The organism is Methyloglobulus sp., assembly GCF_964779595.1.
Window position 1 is genome coordinate 1 of the sequence record NZ_CBAROL010000018.1, and the last position, 20,800, is coordinate 20,800.

The following is a 20,800-nucleotide window of genomic DNA, read 5'->3' on the forward strand; positions in this document are numbered from 1 at the left end:
GTTCGAACTACAATGACGAGTACGGATAGCGGGGAGTTCAATCTACGAGACAGGCTTTAAGCCTAAGGATGGGTACGACTTCCCCGTTACCCTCCCGATGATCAACCGGGGATTCTGACCTTTTGAGAGCTCAGAATCAAGATATAAGGGTGGGTTGGTAAACCCAGCAATCATGGCCTCCGTTGGGCTATGTGCTGGGTTTCCACTAAGGCTTCAACCAACTAATGAGCTGCCCACAGTTAAGAAATACGGAGTCAAAAAACATGTTTTTTGATTCCTTACAAACAGCGAATGCCGGAGTGCAAACCTAGGTTTGTGTTCCAGGTGATAGGGGGTCTCAATGCTTAACTGTGGGCAGTGACATCCAGCGTGGTGGGAATGAGTTTTGTACCGCTCCAGCGGTACGGGACGCAGAGCGTCCCTATCGGCATTCCCACGCCGGAGCGTGGGAACGATAAAAATCTCGGTATTTGACTAATAATACCAATTTCATAAGCAGTGCATTTGTCGTTTTTGGTGCATGGAATGCACCTGACAACCTGTAGGCTGGGTTGGTAAACCCAGCAATCATGGCCTCCGTTGGGCTATGTGCTGGGTTTCCACTAAGGCTTCAACCAACCAATGAGCTGCCCACAGTTAAGAAATACGGAGTCAAAAAACATGTTTTTTGATTCCTTACAAACAGCGAATGCCGGAGTGCAAACCTAGGTTTGTACTCCAGGCGGAAGAGGTCTCAACGCTTAACTGTGGGCAGTGGCGCTCCGGCGTGGAAATGCGTTTTGTACCGCTCCAGCGGTATGGGACGCAGAGCGTCTCTATCGGCATTTCCACGCCGGAGCGTGGGAACGAAAAATAACCATTTTTGGTTTGTAGGCTGGGGCAGCAATGATTCCGTAGCATTGTCTGCACTCCCACCATCCGTGGTGGTCGTTGGTTAACTCAGCAATCATGGTCTCCTGGACTATGTGCTGGGTTTCCCCTAAGGCTTCAACCCAGCCTACAGAACTACAGAGCTTAACGATGAACTCTACATTTTTCCGGCGTAACTGTCTTAATACTGTATTGGTCATATCGCGCTCTGTAGTTAGCTTTATGGAGGGTAGCTGTGTCAGGTGCGGCATACACTACCATGCCTCCTCGCCGTACAAAGTTACCCGTGAAGCCAGAAACAAAAGGAAAAGAACCCAAGCAGTCATCGTCTACAAAGAAAGTCATTTTACGAGTGGCAAAATTGGTCTCCACTGCCAGATTATGCCATTCGCCTAGCTCGATGCGTTTGCTGGCTAGAAAAACCGGAACATTATCGTTGCCAGTAGCCCCGTAGACATGCCCATCTGACGAAATCGTAATTTCACCGTTGCCCGTTGTATCTCCGCCATTAGTAGAGGCAATGTCTGCACCTCTGCTCCCGAAGCTGGCTGAGAAGAAGTTATTGCCACTAGTCAGCCGACCATCCACCCGAACATGCGCCGAAACGCGCACGGTCTTCGTTCCTCTCGTATCATAGTCAACCGTCTTCCGGTAAGAGCCTATGGCATCGTAATATCCTCCTGTGACTGAGTTAACAAAGTCCTGATGTATCAAATTTGCACCTGACACCAGCACTGACTGTTGCCCTTGGCGCGGCCTGTTAGTGGAAATGACTGCGGCGGTAGGGCTGAGGAGGCCTTCAGGAGTGCCTCCGACAACCCAGCCATCTTGACTCGGCAACGTCAGATTAGCCACAAACGGCGGATTCTCAAACCCCGTCTGGTAAATCGGGGCAGCCTGCGCGGTATTTGCCATGCCCAGTGAACCGAGCACACCCGCCAACGCAAGCGCGGCAAGGCTACGGCACTTGTGCTTGTCAGTGCCTGTTAGATTTGTTTTTATATTGATATTCATAGTATTAGCTCCCAAAATTATTAGTGTAATTAGTACATTTCGGTTATTTGTTTGTTTCTATGATTTGTTTTTTCCTCCTGTGACTACGGCATCAACATAACAAACAATCGTGTTGCTTACACCCACCCTAGGGGGGATATTGGGTGCAATTGGCAATAATTGGTTTAACTCTGCCCCCAATTGGCGCAAAATATTGATCGGATGGGTAAAAGCTGGGCTTCGTGCCCCAGCCTTGCCTACGCAATATGATAATTGCCACATTGCTCCCTCTCCTGCTGGAGAGGGTTGGGGTGAGGAGAATCAGGAATGTCGTGGTTTTTTAATCCCCTCATCCCAGCCTTCTCCCTCAAGGGGGAAGGGGTTAATCTGAAGTAGGCTGGGTTGGAGTTTACGGAAACCCAGCAGGGGCGGCGGCGGTAAACGCTGGGTTTCGTGCCTCAACTAAGCCTGAAAAAACTCTATCGTGCAGTTTTCTCGCTTTGCAATGCCTGAACCAATTCCTTAGCCGGCAAATAACCCGGATAGATATTGCCATGTTCGGTGACAATCATGGGGGTGCCTTTCACGTCAAATTCGGCAGCCAATTGCATGTGCTTATCAATTGGATTGGTGCAGGTTTTCTTTTCCAGCTTCTGGTCTTTTTTCGCTTCTGTTAACGCCGCGTTGCGGTCTTTAGCACACCAGACTGAGACGGCTTTATCGTAAGAATCTGAACCTTTGCCAGCTCTTGGGAAGAACAGATATTGGATGGTGATGCCTTCCGCTAGGTATTGGTCGATTTCGGAATGCAGTTTACGACAATAACCACAATCAATGTCCGTGAAGATAGACACCTTGTATTTGCCTATTTTGGGTTTGAACACAATCATATTGTCCACGCCCATTCTTTCTAATGCCGATTTACGGGTTGCACCCAGTTTTTGCTCTGTCAGATCCGTGCGGTTTGCCACATCAACCAAGCGCCCTTGCAGCAAATACTTGCCGTCTTCGGATACGTAATAGATGCTGGAGCCTAGTACAACTTCGTATACGCCTTTGATTTCAGACGGTTTGATGGATTCGATTTTTGCGGTCGGCATGGATTTGCCTAATGACTGCTTGATTGCCGCTTCGTCTGCGTTGGCAAAAGGAAGCATCAAGATTAACAGCAATAATCCGGTGATCTGGGTGATTTTTTTCATAGAGTTTCTCAGGTGAAAAGTGAAATGATTAGAGGCTAGGAGTTATTGGCTTGCAATTCGTTCAGATAATGACGATAAAATTTTGCACATATACGATCTAATTTTAAGTCCTTCAACATCAGAGCGAAAGGTAACTAATTCGGGGTTTTTTAATCAAACAAGCGTTGTACATCAACAACTACTGCCGTTACCATCAGCAGCATTAACAATGCCATACCAATTTGCTGGAAAAAAATTTGTATTTTTTCTGAAACTGGACTGCCTTTGATGGCTTCGACACCAAAAAACAGCAAATGACCACCATCGAGTACAGGTATGGGCAATAAATTTAGTACACCTAAACTTACGCTGACCAATGCCATGAATCTAATGAAATACACCAGCCCCATGCTGGCTGACTGTCCAGCAATTTGAGCAATGCTGATGGGTCCGCTCAAATTCTTGACAGATGCCTTGCCGATAAGCATTTTGCCCATCATCTTCAAAGTCATTATGGAATAATCATAAGTCGTTTTGAATGCTTCTGGTATAGCATCAAACGGTGATAAGGAATATTCGACCGTCATGGATTTCATCAAGCCTTCCGGCATAACGACGGAAGCTCCAATTTTACCTTCAGTTTCCTCGCCATTTTGCTCACTTTTTGGCGTTATCGGCAAGGTTAAGCGTATTCCTTGGCGTTCTACGATTACGCTGATCGTAATATCAGGGCGTTTTTTTACGTAATCTACCCATTGCATCCAATCGACTATCGGTTTGCCGTCTGCACTGATGATTAAATCGTCTTTTTTTAGGCCAGCAGCTAAGGCTGCGCCATTAGGAAGTACTTCATTGAGAATTGGCTTTATCTTCGGTGACCACGGCTTGAAACCTAAACGGTCGAAGAGCTTCTCGGAATCTTGTGTATCGTTTTCAGTAAATGTCAGAACTCGCTCATTCTGTTCATCAGCAAGGTTTTTTACCTTAACCTTAATGCTTGGATCGCCATCCATTGCAGAGGTAACGATAGTACCCATTGCCTCCGTCCAGGTTTTGGTGGCTTTTTCATTAACGGAAATGATCTCTTCGCCTTCAACAAATCCCGCTGTCGCAGCAAACGTGCCTTGTTTTACTTCACCTAACACAGGTTTCAGACCCGTTTCGCCCAGTACCAACACACCCCAAAACAGGGCGATTGCTAGTATCAGATTGAATGTCGGGCCTGCCGCGACTATCGCAGTCCTGACCCATAACGATTGGCGATTGAAGGCAAAAGGCAGGTCTTCCTGTTTGACTGCGCCCTCGCGTTCATCGACCATCTTAACGTAGCCTCCTAAGGGGATTGCGGATAAGACATATTCGGTATCATTGGGCGTTTTTTGGTGAGACCATAGCACTTTGCCAAAACCCACGGAAAACCGTAATACCTTTACCCCAGTTTTACGCGCAACCCAGAAGTGTCCGAATTCATGAAATGAAACCAGAATGCCTACGGCGACGATGAAAAAAAACAGGGTATGCAAAAAATCCATCAACTAACCATATCAGCAATAATCTGTTTGGCAACAACCCTAGCTTGTTGGTCGTGATCCAATATAACCGCCAAGGTGTCCGCTACTGCAACGGCGATAATATCCATACATTGCTCGATAATAACGGGAATATCAGTGAATTTTACCCGTCTATCCAGGAAGGCTTCGACGGCTATCTCATTTGCGGCATTGAGTACGGTAGGCATTGTCCCGCCTGCATTGATCGCTTTGTAGGCCAAGCGCAGACACGGGAAACGCTCAAGATTCGGCTCTTCAAAATCCATCCGTCGGACATCAAAGATATTAAGCGGCTTGGCACCTGAATCAAAGCGTTCCGGCCACGCCATTGCATGGGCGATGGGTATCCGCATGTCGGGATTGCCCATTTGCGCTAGCACAGTGCCATCGACATAATCGACCATGGAATGGATGACGCTTTGGGGATGGATAACGACTTGTATCTGGTCTGGCGACATATTGAACAACAAGCAGGCTTCGATCATTTCCAGACCTTTGTTCATCATGGTCGCCGAATCCACGGAGATTTTTTTGCCCATATCCCAGTTGGGGTGGGCAACGGCTTGTTCGGGCGTGACATCAGCCATAAGCTCTACCGGCATTTCGCGAAACGGTCCGCCCGATGCGGTCAACAGGATGCGCCTGACCTGTTTGCCGTCCGTGCCTGTTTGATAATGGGCTGGCATACATTGGAAGATGGCGTTATGTTCGCTATCAATGGGCAACAAATGTGCGCCTGATGCCGTAACCGCGTCCATGAAAATATCGCCGGACATGACCAAGGCTTCTTTATTGGCGAGTAGCACGGTTTTTCCGGCTTTTGCGGCGGCAAGACTGGGCAACAAACCCGCCGCGCCGACGATTGCAGCCATCACCGAATCCACCTCGTCCAGGGTAGCAACTTCTTCCAGTGCTTTTGCACCTGTCAGTACTTTAATATCGGCTACGGCAGAATTGCTGATTTTATTCTGAAATTCCTCAGCTTTGCCCTCGTCTACAACTACCGCATACTGAGGATGGTGTACGAGGCATTGTTCGAATAAATCATCAACGTTCGTGTTTGCCGTTAACGCTACAATTTTGTAAAGCTGCGGATGTCGCGCTGCAACATCCAGAGTGCTTACGCCGATTGAACCCGTTGCTCCCAAGATGCAAAGCCCCTTCATCCAGCCGCACCCGTGGCTTGAGCATCTTCAATTATTCTGTAAATCAAGTAGATACCGGCGTAGAAAAACGGTGTTGCGGCAATCAGGCTGTCTATCCTATCAAGAATTCCGCCATGTCCAGGCAATATTGAACCGCTTTCTTTCACACCACTTTGACGTTTGACCACGCTAAAGAATAAGTCACCGAATATTGAAATTAATACCGTCAATATCGACAGTAATACCACGTCAGAAGCGTTCATCAGTGGGAAGCCGTAAATCAGGCATAATAAAACGCCACAGACTAGACCTGCCACCAATGCACCATAAAAACCCGCCATGGTTTTGCCTGGGCTAATTTCAGGCGCTAGCTTTGCTTTGCCGAACTTTTTTCCGACGAAATAAGCGGCAATATCGGCTGCCCAGATCAGCACCAAGAAATACATCGTCATTTCTGCGCCGTAAAGAATTCTGAGACGGACTAAAAACAACCACGCAGACAGCAAAATAAACCAACCAATTAATGCCTTGTTACGCGGCTTTAATTCCAACTGAAGTACGCCTGTAGGCGAGTGTTTGATGAGTATCATAACCAACACCCAAAAAATCACCGCTGGAATCACAAACCACTCTAATACGCCCGAATATAACCTAACATCCGGTATATTAAGGTATTCCATGAACGTGCTAATGGATGTCCAACCCACTTTTTTGACGTATTGATAAATGTCTTGCTGTCCAGTTTCGATGACATATTGCAAGCCTTCAAGAAATTGTGTCCAGAAATGTAACCATAACATCGGCACAATTAGGCTTAGTAGAAATAAGTATTTCTTGTAAGGCGGGTTAATGCCAATAAGATGCGCCCATTCCCATGCGGCCATCAAAATAATAATGCCAAACACCAAAGTGAAATATTCCCCTGGCAATTGAAATACTGCCATGACGACTAAAGGCACCAAAATGGCGGCCGTAATTACGCGCTGTAATAACATTTTTTTATTGTCTAAGGTTAAAGTGAAGCGGATTTATTGAGTATTTGCTCACCCGTATGTCCAAAGCGCCGCTGGCGACCTTTAAAACTACTGATGGCATCGTCTAATGAATTCTGGTCAAAATCCGGCCAGAGTGTTTCTGTAAAATAGAGTTCTGTATACGCTAATTGCCATAGCAAAAAGTTACTTACCCGTTTCTCCCCCCCAGTTCTTATAAAAAGGTCAGGGTCTGGCAAGCCAGCGGTAGATAGGTGTTCGCTTATTAATGGTGAACTAATGGGTTGTTTGCTTAATTCTCCCGCCGCCATTTTATCAACAACTTTCTGAAACGCCTGGCACATATCCCAATGACCACCATAGTTAGCAGCAATCACTACAGTTAATGCTTGGTTGTTTTTTGTTTGCGCTTCCCATTCTGCCATTTTAGCTTGCAAAATATCGGGGAAAGCCGATCTATCGCCGATAAACCGCAAACAAATGCCATTTTTATCGAGCGTGTTGATTTCACTTTGCAGCGTTTCAACAAACAGCGACATTAACAAGGTGACTTCTTCTTTGGGGCGACGCCAGTTTTCGCTGCTAAAGGCGAACAAGGTTAGCACCTCAACTCCTAATTCAGCGCAGTGTTCAACGATTTTTCTGACCGCTTTAACACCCGCTTGATGACCGAACGCACGCGGCATAAATCTTTTTTGTGCCCATCTGCCATTGCCGTCCATAATAATCGCTACATGGCGCGGAATACCATTTTCGGTTGCCAAACTAGGATTATCAGCAGCAGCCATTGGTCTTCCTTGCTAAATCGACAACAGGTCGGCTTCTTTGGCTTCCAACAATTTCTCGACTTCTTTGACGTACTGATCGGTTAATTTTTGAATTTTTTCTTCACCACTATGGGCTTCATCTTCCGAAATCAGTTTTTCTTTCATTGCTTCCTTAATTTCTGCATTGGCATCACGACGAATATTTCGGATAGCAACGCGACCATTCTCGGCTTCATTTTTAACGACTTTTACCAGAGTCCGGCGGCGTTCTTCAGTAAGCGAAGGCAATGGGATACGAATCACCATGCCATTAGTGGCAGGATTCAAGCCCAAATCGGATTTTAATATAGCTTTTTCTATCGCCTGAACCATCGCTTTTTCCCAAGGCGTAATGGTCAATGTCCGCGCATCTTCTACCGCTATATTAGCAACTTGCGACAAAGCCGATTCGTTACCGTAGTACGAGACGGTAATTTGATCCAGCAAACTGGGGTGCGCGCGCCCCGTCCTGATTTTGGAAAACTCATGTTTCATGGCTTCAATACTTTTACCCATCCGAGTAGCCGCACTCTGTTGAATATCACTAATCATCTTACGTTCCTCGTTCAATAAGCGAACCTATCTCTTCGCCCAACATCAATCTTTTTATTGCGCCCTGTTCAAAAATATTCATCACCCGCATGGGGACGTTATTGTCTCTGCATAATACCAATGCCGTTGTATCCATAACGTTAAGTCGTTGATCCAACGCCTCATCATACGTTAAGCGCGGGTAAAAAATCGCATCTTTGACTTTTTCAGGATCGGCGGAATACACCCCTTTAACTTTAGTCGCTTTAATCATCAATTCCGCGTTAATTTCGATAGCCCTAAGACTGGCGGCGGAATCGGTGGTAAAAAACGGGTTGCCTGTACCCGCCGCAAAAATGACCACCCGACCTTTTTCCAAATGGCGCACGGCGCGGCGGCGGATGTAATCTTCACACACCTGATTGATTTTCAACGCCGACATAACTCTGACTTGCTGACCCAAATGTTCAATCGCATCTTGCATCGCCAAGGCGTTAATCACAGTTGCCAGCATACCCATTTGGTCGCCAGTTACGCGATCCAAACCTTCAGCAGCTTTTTGAGCGCCACGTAGAATGTTGCCGCCGCCCATAACCAAGCCCACCTGAATGCCCATGCTGGATAACTCTATGATTTCCAAAGCCAAGCGCTTGAGTATATCGGCATCAATGCTACCGCCAGCTTCACTCATTAACGCTTCACCGCTCAATTTCAGCAATATTCTTTGGCAGATCAATTTTGTCATAACATTTTCAGATGAATGTTTTGTGGTTTAGGATAAATTAACGTATTCAAGTGAACGGATCATGTTCTTAAAATCAACTATCAGTTACTATCGTCATCGTCAGTTGACTTTGCCTCTTCACTGGCTCTTACTTGCTCCATTACTTCATCAGCAAAATTGCCTTCTTTTTTCTCGATGCCTTCACCGACTTCAAAGCGGGCAAAACCGACGACTGAATTGCCTTTAGATGCCACTAATTTGGCGATTGTTAGCTTGTCGTCTTTAATAAATGGTTGACCTAACAAGGTAATTTCACCAAAAAACTTACTGATCCGGCCAGCCACCATTTTTTCAATAATGTCGGCAGGTTTGCCGCTTTCCGCCGCTTGCGCACGGAAAATTTCTTTTTCTTTTTCGATAGTTTCTGGTGAAACTTCGTCTTCAGACACACAAATAGGTTTACTAGCAGCGATGTGCATGGCGATGTCTTTGCCTAGCTCAGGATCGGCTGCAGTCAACTCAATAATTACCCCAATTTTGCTGCCATGTAGGTAACACGCTGTGCCACCGCTTGCGGTCTGGTATTTTTGAAAACGTCTGACGGTTATATTTTCACCTAATTTAGCAATCAGACTCCTGCGTAATTCTTCAACCGTCTGTCCATCAGCTAACGGCATAGACGATAACTCATCGTCAGTCTTAACAGATGCAGTTAACAGAGCAGTGGTGATACTGCCGACAAATTTAACGAAATCATCCGCCTTGGCAACAAAATCAGTTTCGCAGTTAACATCCGCCATAACGACTGTCTTGCCATCGTCACTGACTTTTACGCCAATAATGCCTTCAGCCGCTATACGACCTGATTTTTTATCCGCTTTGGCTAAGCCGGATTTACGCATATTTTCAATGGCTAATTCCATATCACCGTTGGTTTCAACCAAGGCTTTTTTGCATTCCATCATGCCGGAACCCGTCCGCTCACGCAGCTCCTTAACCATAACTGCACTAATTGTATTGCTCATGTTTGTAATCTCTCGTTATTCATCACTATAAAAACGCCCCCATAAGGAGGCGTTTTGAACTACATATCACCAGTCGCTTTAAGTTGCGATCTGAATAAACCGCATTAGCAAAACTTATTCTGCTATCGATTCTTCAACAAAATCATCAGCTTTAGCTGACAAGCCCAAGCCTGCCGATTTAGCATCCATGACCGTTGCAGAAACGCTTTCACAATAGAGCTTTACCGCTCTGATTGAATCGTCGTTGCCAGGAATGATGTAATCAATGCCTTCTGGTGAATTGTTGGAATCAACAACGCCAACCACGGGGATGCCTAATTTTTTTGCTTCACTGATGGCATTTTTTTCGTAACCGACATCCAGTACGAAAATAACGTCAGGAACGCCTTTCATGTCTTTAATTCCGCCTAAGCTGCGTTCAAGTTTTTCCAGTTCGCGCTCCATACCTAATGCTTCTTTTTTGCCAAAGCGTTGGTATAAAGTGCCATCTGCTTTCATGGCTTCAAGTTCTTTAAGGCGGGTAATTGATTTTTTTATGGTTTTAAAATTGGTTAACATGCCGCCTAACCAGCGGTGATTAACATAAGGCATACCGCAACGCGCCGCTTCTTCAGCAACCAGCTTACGTGCTGCTTTTTTGGTACCAACCAAAAGCACAGTGCCTTTGTTTGCTGTTACTTGACCGAGATAGTTCATCGCGTCATTAAACATTGGAAGCGTTTTTTCCAAATTGATAATATGGATTTTGTTACGGGAACCGAACAGGTAATTAGCCATTTTGGGATTCCAATAACGGGTTTGGTGTCCAAAGTGGACACCCGCTTCAAGCATTTGACGCATTGATACTGCTGACATTCATTACTCCTAAGATTATATTTCCGAAACCTTGATTTCGGGTTGGGTTAAGCCTCCGCTTATCCCGCCTGGTAACCAGCCTTAACCCAGTTAAGTCCAGCACCCTACCAAGCGTGACGATAGGCGTGAGTATTTGTTGTGTAAATCAACTCGTCTTTATACCATAAACCGCTTTTTACAACAAGCCGAACTCTGTTAAACTCAGGAGATTATTGGTACAAGGCACAGGATTTAAGGTTCAAAACAGCATGTTTTTTGCCTCATATCCTCCGCTTTGCACCCTGAACCTTGTACCTTGAAACTGTTCTTCCATGTCCATCATCATTAAAACCGAAAGTGAAATCGAGAAAATGCGTATCGCCGGAAAGCTGGCATCCGAAGTGTTGGAAATGATTGAACCACATGTTGTACCCGGCGTGACGACGGACGAGTTAAACGCCATTTGTCATGACTACATCGTGAATACCCAAGGCACTATCCCAGCTCCGCTTAATTATCGCGGCTTTCCGAAATCCATCTGCACATCTATCAACCACACGGTATGCCACGGCATTCCTAGCGATAAAAAAATAAAATCCGGCGATATTATCAATGTCGATATTACCGTGATTAAAGACGGTTATCACGGTGATACCAGCAAAATGTTTTGTGTCGGTGAAGTTAGCCCTCATGCCAAACGGCTGGTTAAAATCACGCAGGATGCCATGTATCTTGGCATTAAACAGATCAAACATGGTGCAACCTTAGGGGACATTGGCGAAGCCATACAACAATTTGCCGAAAGTAACCGTTATTCCGTCGTCAGGGAATTTTGCGGACACGGCATCGGCAAAAATTTCCATGAAGACCCTCACGTTTTACATTACGGTAAAGCTGGCGAAGGCGAAGTGCTTGAAGCCGGCATGATTATCACCGTTGAACCGATGCTTAATCTAGGTAAACGCCACGTTAAGGTTTTGGCTGACGGCTGGACAGCCGTCACCAAAGACCACAGCTTATCCGCACAATGGGAACATACCGTGCTGGTCACCAATAATGGCTACGAAATCTTGACCTTACGCCAAGAAGAAATGGATTTAGCATGAATACCGCCATTGCTTTCAACGGCTGTTCCGCGAGAGAAAAGTTGCAGGAATTCAAACAGCTTATTAAGCAAAACGATCTTAAACTACAGCAAAAATTTGACCCACACCTTTCGGTCAAAGACCTGCTCAATGAAAATTCCGATTTTATCGACGAAATACTGACCGCAAGTTGGCAGCATTTTCTTGGCAACCAAGCCGACAATCTCTGCCTAATCGCCGTTGGTGGTTATGGCAGACAAGAGCTATTTCCGCATTCCGATATTGATATTGTCATCATTTTAGATGACAAGAATGTTTCCGTTTACCAGGAAATGCTGACCAATTTCCTGACCTTCCTTTGGGATATTGGGCTAAAACCGGGGCAAAGCGTACGCACGGTTGGGCAATCGGTCATGGAAGCCCAATCCGACCAAACGATCATGACCAGCCTCATGGAAAACCGCTTGATTACTGGCAGCACAACACTGTGCCAAAAATTGAGGGCTGAAATTACGCCGGATAAAATCTGGCCTTCCGACCAATTTTTTGCGGCAAAGATGCTGGAACAACAGCTCCGCCATGCCAAATACCACGACACCGCTTATAACCTTGAACCCAATATTAAAGAAGGCCCCGGCGGCTTACGTGACATGCAAGTCATCACTTGGGTCTTCAAACGCCACTACAATTCCAAGACCTTACGGGAATTGATCCAATACGGCTTTTTGCCGGAATCCGAATACAAACAACTCATATCCGCCCTGCATGTATTGTGGCGGATACGCTACGCCTTGCACCTGCTTACAGGCCGCAGCGAAGATAGGCTGATATTCGACTACCAGCGCGATCTTGCCCAACAATTCGGTTTCAGTACGGAAAACCAGAAATACAACGAAGATGTCGAGCAATTCATGCAGTTTTATTTCAAGACCATCTTGGAGCTGCAACGCCTGAATGAAATGCTACTGCAATTGTTTAATGAACGCTTTGTCCTCGGCGAATCCAGCAAGGCAGCCGAACCACTGAACGACCATTTTGTCGTCATCAACCATTACATAGAAGCCAAAGATGATAAGGTTTTTGAACGCCAACCCTTAGCCTTGCTGGAAATCTTCCTCATCCTGCAAAAAAACACGGCACTTAAAGGCATTCGGGCGACAACTATTCGGCTTATCCGTAAGAATCTGCACCTAATTGACGATGCTTTTCGTGCAAACAAAGCGGCTAACCACTTATTTATGGAGATATTTCGGCAACCATACGGCATTACCACGCAACTTCGGCGAATGAACCGTTATGGTGTGTTGGCCGCTTATCTACCCTGTTTTGCCAACATCGTTGCCCGTATGCAATATGATTTGTTCCATATTTACACGGTGGATGAACACACACTATTCGTTATCCGCAACTTACGGCGCTTTTCGCTCGACAAGCATAAGCATGAACTACCGTTCTGCAATGATGTGTTCTCCTTAATCAACAAGCAGGAAATTCTGTTTATTGCCGCGCTATTCCATGATATTGCCAAAGGCCTAAAAGGAGACCACTCGACGATTGGCGAAGATATAGCTAGGGATTTTTGCCGCCAACACGACTTTTCGGCGTATGACACTAAGCTCGTTACTTGGCTGGTACGCAATCATCTGGTGATGTCCATGACAGCGCAGCGCAAAGACATCAGCGACCCTGACGTGATCCATGAATTTGCCCAAAAAGTCGGCAGTATTGAGTACCTAAACCATATCTACCTGCTAACTGTCGCCGACATCCGCGCAACCAGCCCGGAGCTTTGGAATGCTTGGAAAGATTCGCTACTTAAAGAGCTTTATTCAGCAACGCACAGCGCACTAAGACGGGGTTTGCAAAATCCATTAGCTTTAAAAGACCGTATTCTCGAACACAAAAAAGAAGCCCAAGATGCCTTGATTGAACTCGATTTCACTGAGTCTGTGGTCGAGCAATTATGGCAACACGTCAGCGATGACTATTTCTTGCGTTATTCTAGCGACGAAATCATCTGGCAATCATCTGCCATCGCATCAGCCAACGAGCGGGAATTGCCTTTGGTTATCCTGCGCTCACAAACCCGCCGAGGCAGTGCGGAAGTCTTTGTTTATGCTAAAAATGTGGGCGCGGTGTTTTCGTTAAGCACGGCGACATTAGACCAATTGGGTCTGACCATTCTGGATGCCCGAATTATGACCACTAACGATGATTATGTTCTGAACACCTTTCAAGTACTTGAACAATCAGGCGAACCGATCAACGACAGCTACCGGATCAAGCATATCTGCAACGTCCTGCGGACTAATTTGCAGCAGCAAAACGTAAAAGAGCAACGAAATATCCATCGTCAATCCAGGCAAGCCAAACACTTTCCTATCCCCACCAAAATCAAGTTCCACCCGGATCCGCTAAACAAACAAACTATCATGGAGCTCATTACAACCGACAGGTCCGGGCTGCTTTCCCAAGTAGGTAAAGTATTTAATAAGCAGGGCATTAACTTGCACAGTGCCAGGATCACCACCATAGGAAGCCGAGCTGAAGATATGTTTTATATCACTGACTTGCAGTTACAACCCATCTCTGATGCCAGCAAACAAGAACAATTGCGCGAGGAGCTTATCTATGTCTTGGATAACATCAAGCCTAAGAAAGCGGCCTATGCCGTCAAATAATTAGCCGCTTAGATTAATGGCTTTTTTTTATATCTAGCCATGTATCGTAAGCGAGATGCGCCAAAAAACCCACAAAACCAATCATCATCACAGCAAGCAAAATACTATTCATTTTCCAAATCCTCCAACAACCGTTTTATTTGTTTGTAACTCCAAAACGCAAAAGCCAAACTACAAAAAAAACCCATTGCCGCTACCTGACCAGTCTCGTAGTTTGATAATGGCTTTGCTTTTCCAACGCCAGCAACAAAGGCAACAACTCCTCACGCCGATAAATATTCAGCTTAGCAAATATTTTGCTGATGTGCTCTTTCGTCGTAGACAGCTTGATATTCAGGCGTTCCCCGATTTTCTCGTTGGAAACTCCCTGTGCCAACAACACGGCGACTTGTTTTTGGACGGGCGACAGCGGCAAACATTGCAGCGCACGTAAAATTTTAAGCACCAACGGTTCTTGATGCTCAATGGTCATGCTGATTAACCTGTCCTGCTCATTATTTAATCGGTTCAACCAGGAGGCACGGAAGGTGAAGCGGCCACGGTCATTGGTATGGCACCAGGACGGCGGCGCGGCGTGTTTACCTTGAAATATGGCTTGCAGGTCTCGGCACAACTGCGTCAGCTTCGATAATACCTGGTCTTCCTGGTTACGTGCATCTAGGGACAATATCGGTTGACAGGCCAGTGCCAGCAAACTCTTGGCCTCGTTGGTCAAATAAAGAATCGTTCCCTGCGTATCCATGACAATCATTCCCAACGATCCGTTGTCACTGTATTGAGTGCCATTGCCTCCGCCCCGCAGAGCATGAGCCACATAAGGCAACAATCGTGCGAGCAGCACTTGCTCGTAAGCATCGAAGGGTTTTTGTTGGCGTGAACGATGTAAGCCCAGCATACCGACTGGTTTACCATCTACCATAACGGGGGCATATAGCGCATGATGCTGGTCAAAGCGGCGATAGACCAAGTTATACAGGTCAGACATAAAAAACGTCTCATCCACTAGTTTCCAGCCTGATAACACTGGCTGTTGCCTGAACCATACCGCAGCAAGACTCAAACGTTCCGGCGTAAGATAACCGGCAAGCACTAGGGGAGTTACTTCATCTAATTCGTCAACGACAAATTCGGCAATGTGGTAAGTCGGGTTTAATTTTTCATCAACCCCAGAAAACGTGTTGCTACCAGACGGAATCACGGTTTGCACGGCGCGGAGAAACTCCGTGATCACGGTTTCCTTGTCCAGCCCAGAACAGCACAACTGACGAAGATAAGCGATGGCGTTGCTGTGTTTCGGGTTTTGCTTCATAACTTGCACTCCCCTTTTTTATTGTTATTAAGAAGCCCACTAAAACTCCCTTTTCCCTCGTGGTAATAGCTATATCCCTTGCAACTAAGTGATTTATTCCTACACTTCAATAACATAGGATTCAGTGATGCCGCACAAATCAACGCTATATGACCAAATACCCTCCACAGGTAGGGTATCAACATTGAGGTAATTATGTATCATAGAAACGTCTATAAGTGAAGGGTAATACCCACAAATCGACAAAAAGATAGTAAAGCTAGCTAACGAAGAAACAATAACTCTAACCACAAGGAGCTAATACTATGAATATCACTATAAAAACAAATCTAACTGGCACTAACAAAAACAAGTGCCGTAATCTTGCCGCGCTTGCGTTGGTTGGGGTGGTCGGAATGTTAGGCATGGCTAATACGGCGAGGGCGGAAACGGTTTACAAGACCAGTTTCGAGCAACCGATATTTCTGCCTGGCAATCAACTGTTAGGAACGGATGGGTGGTCAACGGCAATTCCACCGTTCTTAAATCTTACGGCGGCAACTATTACGGATGCTGTGGCAAAAAGCGGAAAACAATCGGTTGAGGTTCGTGGTGATGCTCTAATAGGTTCTGAGGGAATAACAGCACCTTACGATGCCGTTGGTTCGTACCGGCATCCCGTCGATTTCACAGTGACACCAGCTAATACCTTCGCCCGCGTCGATGCAGACCTACGAATTGCCACGTCGAAACCAAAAACAAACGGCGAATTTTTTTCGCAAACGATAAGCACGCGCTCAGGTGCTGGCGAAACCCTAGGCGAAATCGGCTTGTCTTCAGCCGGAAAAGTGGAGGCCTGGGATTTTGGCGCAGTTCCTGGCAGCGCACCTAAGTTCACCACGACTATCCGCCTGAATAAGTGGTACCACATCACGATGCTTCACAATTTCGTCCGCCACACAACAACGTATTACATTGACGAACATCGTCTAGGAAGGATATCCACCCCAAGCGCGTCGGGTATCCTGTTACGTAGTTCGATGGGCGTGTTCGCACGTCCAGATAATACTGCGCCCGATCTGGGGAGTTTCCGTGCGAACTACTCCGCCCGTTTCGACAACTTTAGGATAAGTGTACACAAAGATGCACCCGAAGTGGATTGAATGAGTCCATAAGCTGGGTTGAAGTCTTTGCGGAAACCCAGCATGGCGGTGTTTGCTGGATTTATCAACCCAGCCTACACACTCACAAAACATTAAATTCAACAATAACAGTAACGTGGAGATATATCATGAATAAATATAACACGAAATTACGAAGTTTAGGGGTGCTGCTAGGCATAGTTTTGCTAACGCTGGCAGCAAGTTTTAGTTTTATTACGCCCGCAAGTGCTGATGACTTTCTGTATATCGGTGATGGGGCTGACGATTCGGTAAAGCGATTCGATGCCAGAACGGGGGAGTATCTGGACAATTTTGTAGCACCCGGCAGCGGTGGGTTGGAAGGGCCGAGAGGGATGATTTTCTTAGAAGACCGCCTACTCGTCGTAAACCAGAATGTCTTTGAAGATTTTGCCGGTGAAATTCTGCGCTACCGGGATAATGGGAGTTTCCTAAATGCGTTGGTTCCCTGTAATCCGCCCCTTGATCGAAACACATGTGATCCTGATTCCCCGTTTATTCCCCGTGGCCTTATTCGCGGCTCGGAAAATACTGTCTTAGTGGCCGACTTGTTCAGCGTAGGCCCTAATTTCCAACCGCCCGGACATGTCAAGGAGATCAATGCTAAAACCGGCAAATTTCTTAGAAATTTCGATACTACCGGCTTCACCGCTCCGTTTTTTCCTCGCGGTATAGTGCGTGGTCCTGACGGCCTGATATATGTGTCGGTTATCGGTAGCCTAGAACCAACTGATCCCAATTTTGACCCTATCTCAGGCTATATCCTGCGTTTTAATCCACGCACGGGTAAATTGGTCGATACTTTTGTCAATAATCCTGCTGGTAATCCAGGCAGTGGTTGTACTCAACATCTTCACCGACCAGAAGGCTTGGTGTTTGGACCCGATAAAAAGCTCTATGTCACCGCCTTCCGTGCAGCCACGGACGACAACGACAAAATTCTTGTATTCGATAGAAATGGTAGTTGCGTAGACCAGATCAATCTCGCACTGCCTCAATCCCAAGTGGGAGCAGATGGCCGGGCATTCGCCCAAGCCCTGCTTTTTGGCCCGCAAGGCCGCCTCTTTATTCCGATCAACGGGCCTATAGCGGGTGTCAGTGGCCCGGTGACGAGTATCCACGCAGGTGAAGTCCGCCGCTACAACGTGAGGACTAAGACCTTTAGTATTTTCGTACCTTCTGCTGCAAATGGTGGCTCTTTGCAACAGCCGTGGTATTTGACCTTTGGGGAAACTAACCCTAGCACACTGAAATATGATCACTAACCTGTAAATCGGTAGCCAGTAGCCTGGATGGGGCTTGCGGAATCCGGGTTTTCGTGGCTTCGATGCCCCGTATTCCGTTACACTTCATACGGGCTACTTTTATCGTTCCTCTGCTTCGGCATCACTGCCCACAGTTAAGCGTTGAGGCAGCGTTAACTTGGAGTGCAAACCTAGGTTTGCGCGTCGGCATTCGCTATTTATAAGAGACCAAAAAACATGTTTTTTGACTCCGTATGCCTTAACTTAATGGCAGAACTATAGGATGTGCTGAACGAAGTGTGAAGCGCATCGTTCGCGATTGATGCGCCTCGTGCCTCGGCACATCCTATGCGCTGATAACGATCAACTTAGTGGACCGAACAGCGTACGCTCGGACTACACTGCCCGTTTCGACAACTTTAGGATAAGTGTACACAAAGATACACCCGAAATAGATTGAATGAGTCCATAAGCTGGGTTGAAGTCTTAGCGGAAACCCAGCATGGCGGTGTTTGCTGGATTTATCAACCCAGCCTACACACTCACAAAACATTAAATTTAACAATAACAATAATTTGGAGATATATCATGAACAAAAATAACACGAAATTACGTAGATTGGGGGTGCTGCTAGGGATGGTTTTGGTTTTTTCCTCTGCGTGACGGGGTATGTTGCCCCGTCACTCACGTTTTGCCGATGGATAGGTTTTGTGCCACGTCGAAACCCTACGAACGGGGCAACATGCCCCGTCCGGCAGAGGCGATTTCCCGTATTCCGTTACACTTCATACGGGCTACTTTTATCGTTCCCATGCTTCGGCATCACTGCCCACAGTTAAGCGTTGAGGCAGCGTTAACTTGGAGTGCAAACCTAGGTTTGCGCGTCGGCATTCGCTATTTATAAGAGACCAAAAAACATGTTTTTTGACTCCGTATGCCTTAACTTAATGGCAGTGACGCTCCAGCGTGGGAACGCATCTTGTGCCGCTAGCAGCGCATAATGCAGCAAAGTAGGGTGCGTTTTACGCACCAACATCATCGGTGTTTGAAGCAACATCACCAAATCCGACAATGCCACGATTTGTCGTTTTATGGTGCACGGAATGCACTCCTCTCGGCTTGCGCGGTTATATAATTGGCTCGCCTTTTGCCAGTTTAGGCAACTTGCCTTCCAAACCCATCGCCATCCGCATCATTTTATGTTTAGCTGGCAGAATTCGTTCAGCAAGACCCAAACCCAAATTCCGCGCAATTTTCATGGGCAGGATTTCGTTGCTGAACACCTGATAGAACACGTCCATCACTGTCATCATTTTCAGGTTTTCATTGCGGCGCATGTTTTCGTACTGTTTTAATATTTTTAACTCACTGGGATCAATGCCTTGCTTGACGGCATCGACCAGCACTTCACCCAAAGCGGCAGCATCCAGTAGGCCTATGTTAACCCCCTGCCCTGCCAATGGATTTATCATGTGCGCGGCATCGCCTACTAATACCACGCCGGGCTTGACGTAGGCTTGTGCGTGTTGGCGCTTCAAAGGGAAACTTGCCGTTGCTAATACGTTTTTAACCTGACCTAAAGCCTCTGGAAATGCCGCCATTAATTCGCTTTTTAGCTCATTAAACGGCAAGGCTTTCAATCGGCTGACCTCATCCGGCGAGTGATACCATACAATCGAGCCGTAATGCCCGTTTAACGGCAAGAATGCTTGCGGCCCTGTCGGCACAAAGCGTTGCCAGGTAATATCCTGCTGACCGTATTCGGTTTCGATATAGATGACCAAGGCGTGTTGTTTGTAATCCCAACTCGTCACGCCCAGACCAACAGCTTGCCTCACGCGAGATTGCCCACCATCTGCGGCAACCAGGATCTTTGTCGATAACACCCGACCATCATCCAAGACTATTTCCGTTGATTTGCCAATGGAATACTGAATCTTATTGATGACCACTGGCGATATAAGGGTGATATTGTCAAAATCCGCCAAACGATCAAGCAAAGCCAATTGAATCACCCTGTTTTCTACGATGTAACCTAACTGGGGATAATCAATATCATCGCTGCAAAACTCGGTGTCACCCGCCGTTTCCCACACGCGCATACGGCGGAACGGGCAAACTCTGCGGTTTTCTATACCTTGCCAAGCACCAACGGTTTCAAGAATTTTTCTGGACGCAATACTGAGCGCAGACACCCTCAAATCATGGGGTTGCTCTGGCGAAAACGGTTGTGGCGGGGCATTCTCAATCACTGCCACCTGCAAGCCACTACCGCCCAAGCTACAAGCCACCGCAGCACCGACCATGCCGCCGCCTACAATAATTACATCAAAATTTTGCTTCATGGTTTACCGATAATAAAACTTGATAATGCAGACAATCTAAATTTCCACCTAAATCGTCTAGCAACAGCCACCCAATAGCATCTTGGTAGATGGATGTATAATGGCACTAAAGATAACATAGATCATCCATCAACAATAAAAGCACTTTTCCGTATACAAATTCAACCGCCATTAAGTCCACAAACAACAAAACACTACGTGACAAAAATGCTGAGTATCCGTATAATTTAGTGGTTTTGCCGCACAGTGACCTTCGCAAAAATAATCGAAATGGGTTGCGGCACAAGGGTTTACAGGGAAGTCTTAGCCCTTAGATCAACATACT

20 protein-coding genes are annotated in these 20,800 nt (G+C 46.4%); 5 read left to right on the forward strand and 15 right to left on the reverse strand.

Features of this window, described 5'->3' with window-relative positions; all coding sequences use genetic code 11:
- Positions 1-675: 675 nt before the first annotated feature.
- From AC1YY3_RS08045 to rpsB, 12 genes are all read right to left on the reverse strand, one after another.
- Positions 676-900 carry a hypothetical protein gene (locus AC1YY3_RS08045; RefSeq protein WP_481823369.1) on the reverse strand — a complete coding sequence of 75 codons (225 nt, stop codon included), beginning with the start codon at positions 898-900 and terminating at the stop codon, positions 676-678.
- 114 nt (positions 901-1,014) lie between these two features.
- On the reverse strand, positions 1,015-1,884 hold the full coding sequence (locus tag AC1YY3_RS08050; RefSeq protein ID WP_481823368.1) for a hypothetical protein: 870 nt from the start codon (positions 1,882-1,884) through the stop codon (positions 1,015-1,017).
- A gap of 57 nt (positions 1,885-1,941) precedes the next feature.
- A complete protein-coding gene (locus tag AC1YY3_RS08055) occupies positions 1,942-2,145 on the reverse strand; it encodes a hypothetical protein (RefSeq protein WP_481823367.1) in 204 nt (67 codons plus the stop codon).
- Positions 2,146-2,342: 197 nt separating this feature from the next.
- Complete coding sequence (locus AC1YY3_RS08060; RefSeq protein WP_481823366.1) at positions 2,343-3,065, reverse strand: DsbC family protein; 723 nt, start codon at positions 3,063-3,065, stop codon at positions 2,343-2,345.
- A gap of 149 nt (positions 3,066-3,214) precedes the next feature.
- Complete coding sequence (gene rseP / locus AC1YY3_RS08065; protein WP_481823365.1) at positions 3,215-4,576, reverse strand: RIP metalloprotease RseP; 1,362 nt, start codon at positions 4,574-4,576, stop codon at positions 3,215-3,217.
- A complete protein-coding gene (ispC, locus tag AC1YY3_RS08070) occupies positions 4,576-5,760 on the reverse strand; it encodes a 1-deoxy-D-xylulose-5-phosphate reductoisomerase (RefSeq protein ID WP_481823364.1) in 1,185 nt (394 codons plus the stop codon). Before ispC ends, rseP begins: the two co-directional genes overlap by 1 nt.
- Complete coding sequence (locus AC1YY3_RS08075) at positions 5,757-6,734, reverse strand: phosphatidate cytidylyltransferase (RefSeq protein WP_481823363.1); 978 nt, start codon at positions 6,732-6,734, stop codon at positions 5,757-5,759. The genes ispC and AC1YY3_RS08075 overlap by 4 nt, the downstream gene beginning before the upstream one ends.
- Positions 6,735-6,751: 17 nt before the next feature.
- Complete coding sequence (locus tag AC1YY3_RS08080) at positions 6,752-7,519, reverse strand: isoprenyl transferase (protein WP_481823362.1); 768 nt, start codon at positions 7,517-7,519, stop codon at positions 6,752-6,754.
- 12 nt (positions 7,520-7,531) lie between these two features.
- A complete protein-coding gene (gene frr / locus AC1YY3_RS08085; RefSeq protein WP_481823361.1) occupies positions 7,532-8,089 on the reverse strand; it encodes a ribosome recycling factor in 558 nt (185 codons plus the stop codon).
- A 1-nt stretch (position 8,090) separates the two neighbouring features.
- Positions 8,091-8,813: a UMP kinase gene (gene pyrH, locus AC1YY3_RS08090; protein ID WP_481823360.1), complete on the reverse strand. Its 723-nt coding sequence runs from the start codon at positions 8,811-8,813 to the stop codon at positions 8,091-8,093.
- An 80-nt stretch (positions 8,814-8,893) separates the two neighbouring features.
- Complete coding sequence (tsf, locus tag AC1YY3_RS08095; RefSeq protein WP_481823359.1) at positions 8,894-9,817, reverse strand: translation elongation factor Ts; 924 nt, start codon at positions 9,815-9,817, stop codon at positions 8,894-8,896.
- Positions 9,818-9,931: 114 nt separating this feature from the next.
- Positions 9,932-10,672, reverse strand: a complete 741-nt coding sequence (gene rpsB, locus AC1YY3_RS08100; protein ID WP_481823358.1) for a 30S ribosomal protein S2 — start codon at positions 10,670-10,672, stop codon at positions 9,932-9,934.
- 311 nt (positions 10,673-10,983) lie between these two features.
- Here rpsB and map point away from each other — a divergent pair, with 311 nt between their 5' ends.
- On the forward strand, positions 10,984-11,757 hold the full coding sequence (gene map / locus AC1YY3_RS08105) for a type I methionyl aminopeptidase (protein WP_481823357.1): 774 nt from the start codon (positions 10,984-10,986) through the stop codon (positions 11,755-11,757).
- Complete coding sequence (gene glnD / locus AC1YY3_RS08110; RefSeq protein WP_481823356.1) at positions 11,754-14,417, forward strand: [protein-PII] uridylyltransferase; 2,664 nt, start codon at positions 11,754-11,756, stop codon at positions 14,415-14,417. Before map ends, glnD begins: the two co-directional genes overlap by 4 nt.
- Before the next feature lie 193 nt (positions 14,418-14,610).
- Here glnD and AC1YY3_RS08115 read toward each other — a convergent pair whose 3' ends face one another.
- On the reverse strand, positions 14,611-15,726 hold the full coding sequence (locus AC1YY3_RS08115) for a LuxR C-terminal-related transcriptional regulator (RefSeq protein WP_481823355.1): 1,116 nt from the start codon (positions 15,724-15,726) through the stop codon (positions 14,611-14,613).
- 305 nt (positions 15,727-16,031) lie between these two features.
- Here AC1YY3_RS08115 and AC1YY3_RS08120 point away from each other — a divergent pair, with 305 nt between their 5' ends.
- The 3 genes from AC1YY3_RS08120 to AC1YY3_RS08130 all read left to right on the forward strand — a co-directional run bounded on the left by AC1YY3_RS08120 (position 16,032) and on the right by AC1YY3_RS08130 (position 19,034).
- Positions 16,032-16,868 (forward strand): hypothetical protein, encoded by an 837-nt coding sequence (locus AC1YY3_RS08120; RefSeq protein ID WP_481823354.1) that lies wholly within the window; start codon positions 16,032-16,034, stop codon positions 16,866-16,868.
- A 128-nt stretch (positions 16,869-16,996) separates the two neighbouring features.
- Positions 16,997-18,151, forward strand: coding sequence for an NHL repeat-containing protein (locus AC1YY3_RS08125; protein ID WP_481823353.1), 1,155 nt, complete (start codon positions 16,997-16,999; stop codon positions 18,149-18,151).
- 676 nt (positions 18,152-18,827) lie between these two features.
- Positions 18,828-19,034, forward strand: coding sequence for a hypothetical protein (locus AC1YY3_RS08130; protein WP_481823352.1), 207 nt, complete (start codon positions 18,828-18,830; stop codon positions 19,032-19,034).
- Here the strand turns inward: AC1YY3_RS08130 and AC1YY3_RS08135 are convergent.
- Both AC1YY3_RS08135 and AC1YY3_RS08140 read right to left on the reverse strand, forming a co-directional pair.
- Complete coding sequence (locus tag AC1YY3_RS08135) at positions 19,029-19,208, reverse strand: hypothetical protein (protein WP_481823351.1); 180 nt, start codon at positions 19,206-19,208, stop codon at positions 19,029-19,031. The two genes, AC1YY3_RS08130 and AC1YY3_RS08135, sit on opposite strands and share 6 nt — an antisense overlap.
- 49 nt (positions 19,209-19,257) lie before the next feature.
- Positions 19,258-20,475, reverse strand: coding sequence for an FAD-dependent monooxygenase (locus AC1YY3_RS08140; RefSeq protein ID WP_481823350.1), 1,218 nt, complete (start codon positions 20,473-20,475; stop codon positions 19,258-19,260).
- Positions 20,476-20,800 lie beyond the last annotated feature (325 nt).

What these genes read in the sequence shown, in the direction of transcription:
- AC1YY3_RS08120 (WP_481823354.1), top strand. Translation starts at nt 16,032, where the DNA reads ATGAATATCACTATAAAAACAAATCTAACTGGCACTAACAAAAACAAG.
- map (WP_481823357.1), top strand. Translation starts at nt 10,984, where the DNA reads ATGTCCATCATCATTAAAACCGAAAGTGAAATCGAGAAAATGCGTATC.
- AC1YY3_RS08050 (WP_481823368.1), bottom strand. Translation starts at nt 1,884, where the DNA reads ATGAATATCAATATAAAAACAAATCTAACAGGCACTGACAAGCACAAG.
- ispC (WP_481823364.1), bottom strand. Translation starts at nt 5,760, where the DNA reads ATGAAGGGGCTTTGCATCTTGGGAGCAACGGGTTCAATCGGCGTAAGC.
- AC1YY3_RS08125 (WP_481823353.1), top strand. Translation starts at nt 16,997, where the DNA reads ATGAATAAATATAACACGAAATTACGAAGTTTAGGGGTGCTGCTAGGC.
- tsf (WP_481823359.1), bottom strand. Translation starts at nt 9,817, where the DNA reads ATGAGCAATACAATTAGTGCAGTTATGGTTAAGGAGCTGCGTGAGCGG.
- pyrH (WP_481823360.1), bottom strand. Translation starts at nt 8,813, where the DNA reads ATGACAAAATTGATCTGCCAAAGAATATTGCTGAAATTGAGCGGTGAA.
- AC1YY3_RS08130 (WP_481823352.1), top strand. Translation starts at nt 18,828, where the DNA reads ATGGATAGGTTTTGTGCCACGTCGAAACCCTACGAACGGGGCAACATG.
- frr (WP_481823361.1), bottom strand. Translation starts at nt 8,089, where the DNA reads ATGATTAGTGATATTCAACAGAGTGCGGCTACTCGGATGGGTAAAAGT.
- AC1YY3_RS08115 (WP_481823355.1), bottom strand. Translation starts at nt 15,726, where the DNA reads ATGAAGCAAAACCCGAAACACAGCAACGCCATCGCTTATCTTCGTCAG.
- AC1YY3_RS08140 (WP_481823350.1), bottom strand. Translation starts at nt 20,475, where the DNA reads ATGAAGCAAAATTTTGATGTAATTATTGTAGGCGGCGGCATGGTCGGT.
- AC1YY3_RS08055 (WP_481823367.1), bottom strand. Translation starts at nt 2,145, where the DNA reads ATGTGGCAATTATCATATTGCGTAGGCAAGGCTGGGGCACGAAGCCCA.
- AC1YY3_RS08045 (WP_481823369.1), bottom strand. Translation starts at nt 900, where the DNA reads ATGCTACGGAATCATTGCTGCCCCAGCCTACAAACCAAAAATGGTTAT.
- glnD (WP_481823356.1), top strand. Translation starts at nt 11,754, where the DNA reads ATGAATACCGCCATTGCTTTCAACGGCTGTTCCGCGAGAGAAAAGTTG.
- rseP (WP_481823365.1), bottom strand. Translation starts at nt 4,576, where the DNA reads ATGGATTTTTTGCATACCCTGTTTTTTTTCATCGTCGCCGTAGGCATT.
- AC1YY3_RS08075 (WP_481823363.1), bottom strand. Translation starts at nt 6,734, where the DNA reads ATGTTATTACAGCGCGTAATTACGGCCGCCATTTTGGTGCCTTTAGTC.
- AC1YY3_RS08060 (WP_481823366.1), bottom strand. Translation starts at nt 3,065, where the DNA reads ATGAAAAAAATCACCCAGATCACCGGATTATTGCTGTTAATCTTGATG.
- rpsB (WP_481823358.1), bottom strand. Translation starts at nt 10,672, where the DNA reads ATGTCAGCAGTATCAATGCGTCAAATGCTTGAAGCGGGTGTCCACTTT.
- AC1YY3_RS08080 (WP_481823362.1), bottom strand. Translation starts at nt 7,519, where the DNA reads ATGGCTGCTGCTGATAATCCTAGTTTGGCAACCGAAAATGGTATTCCG.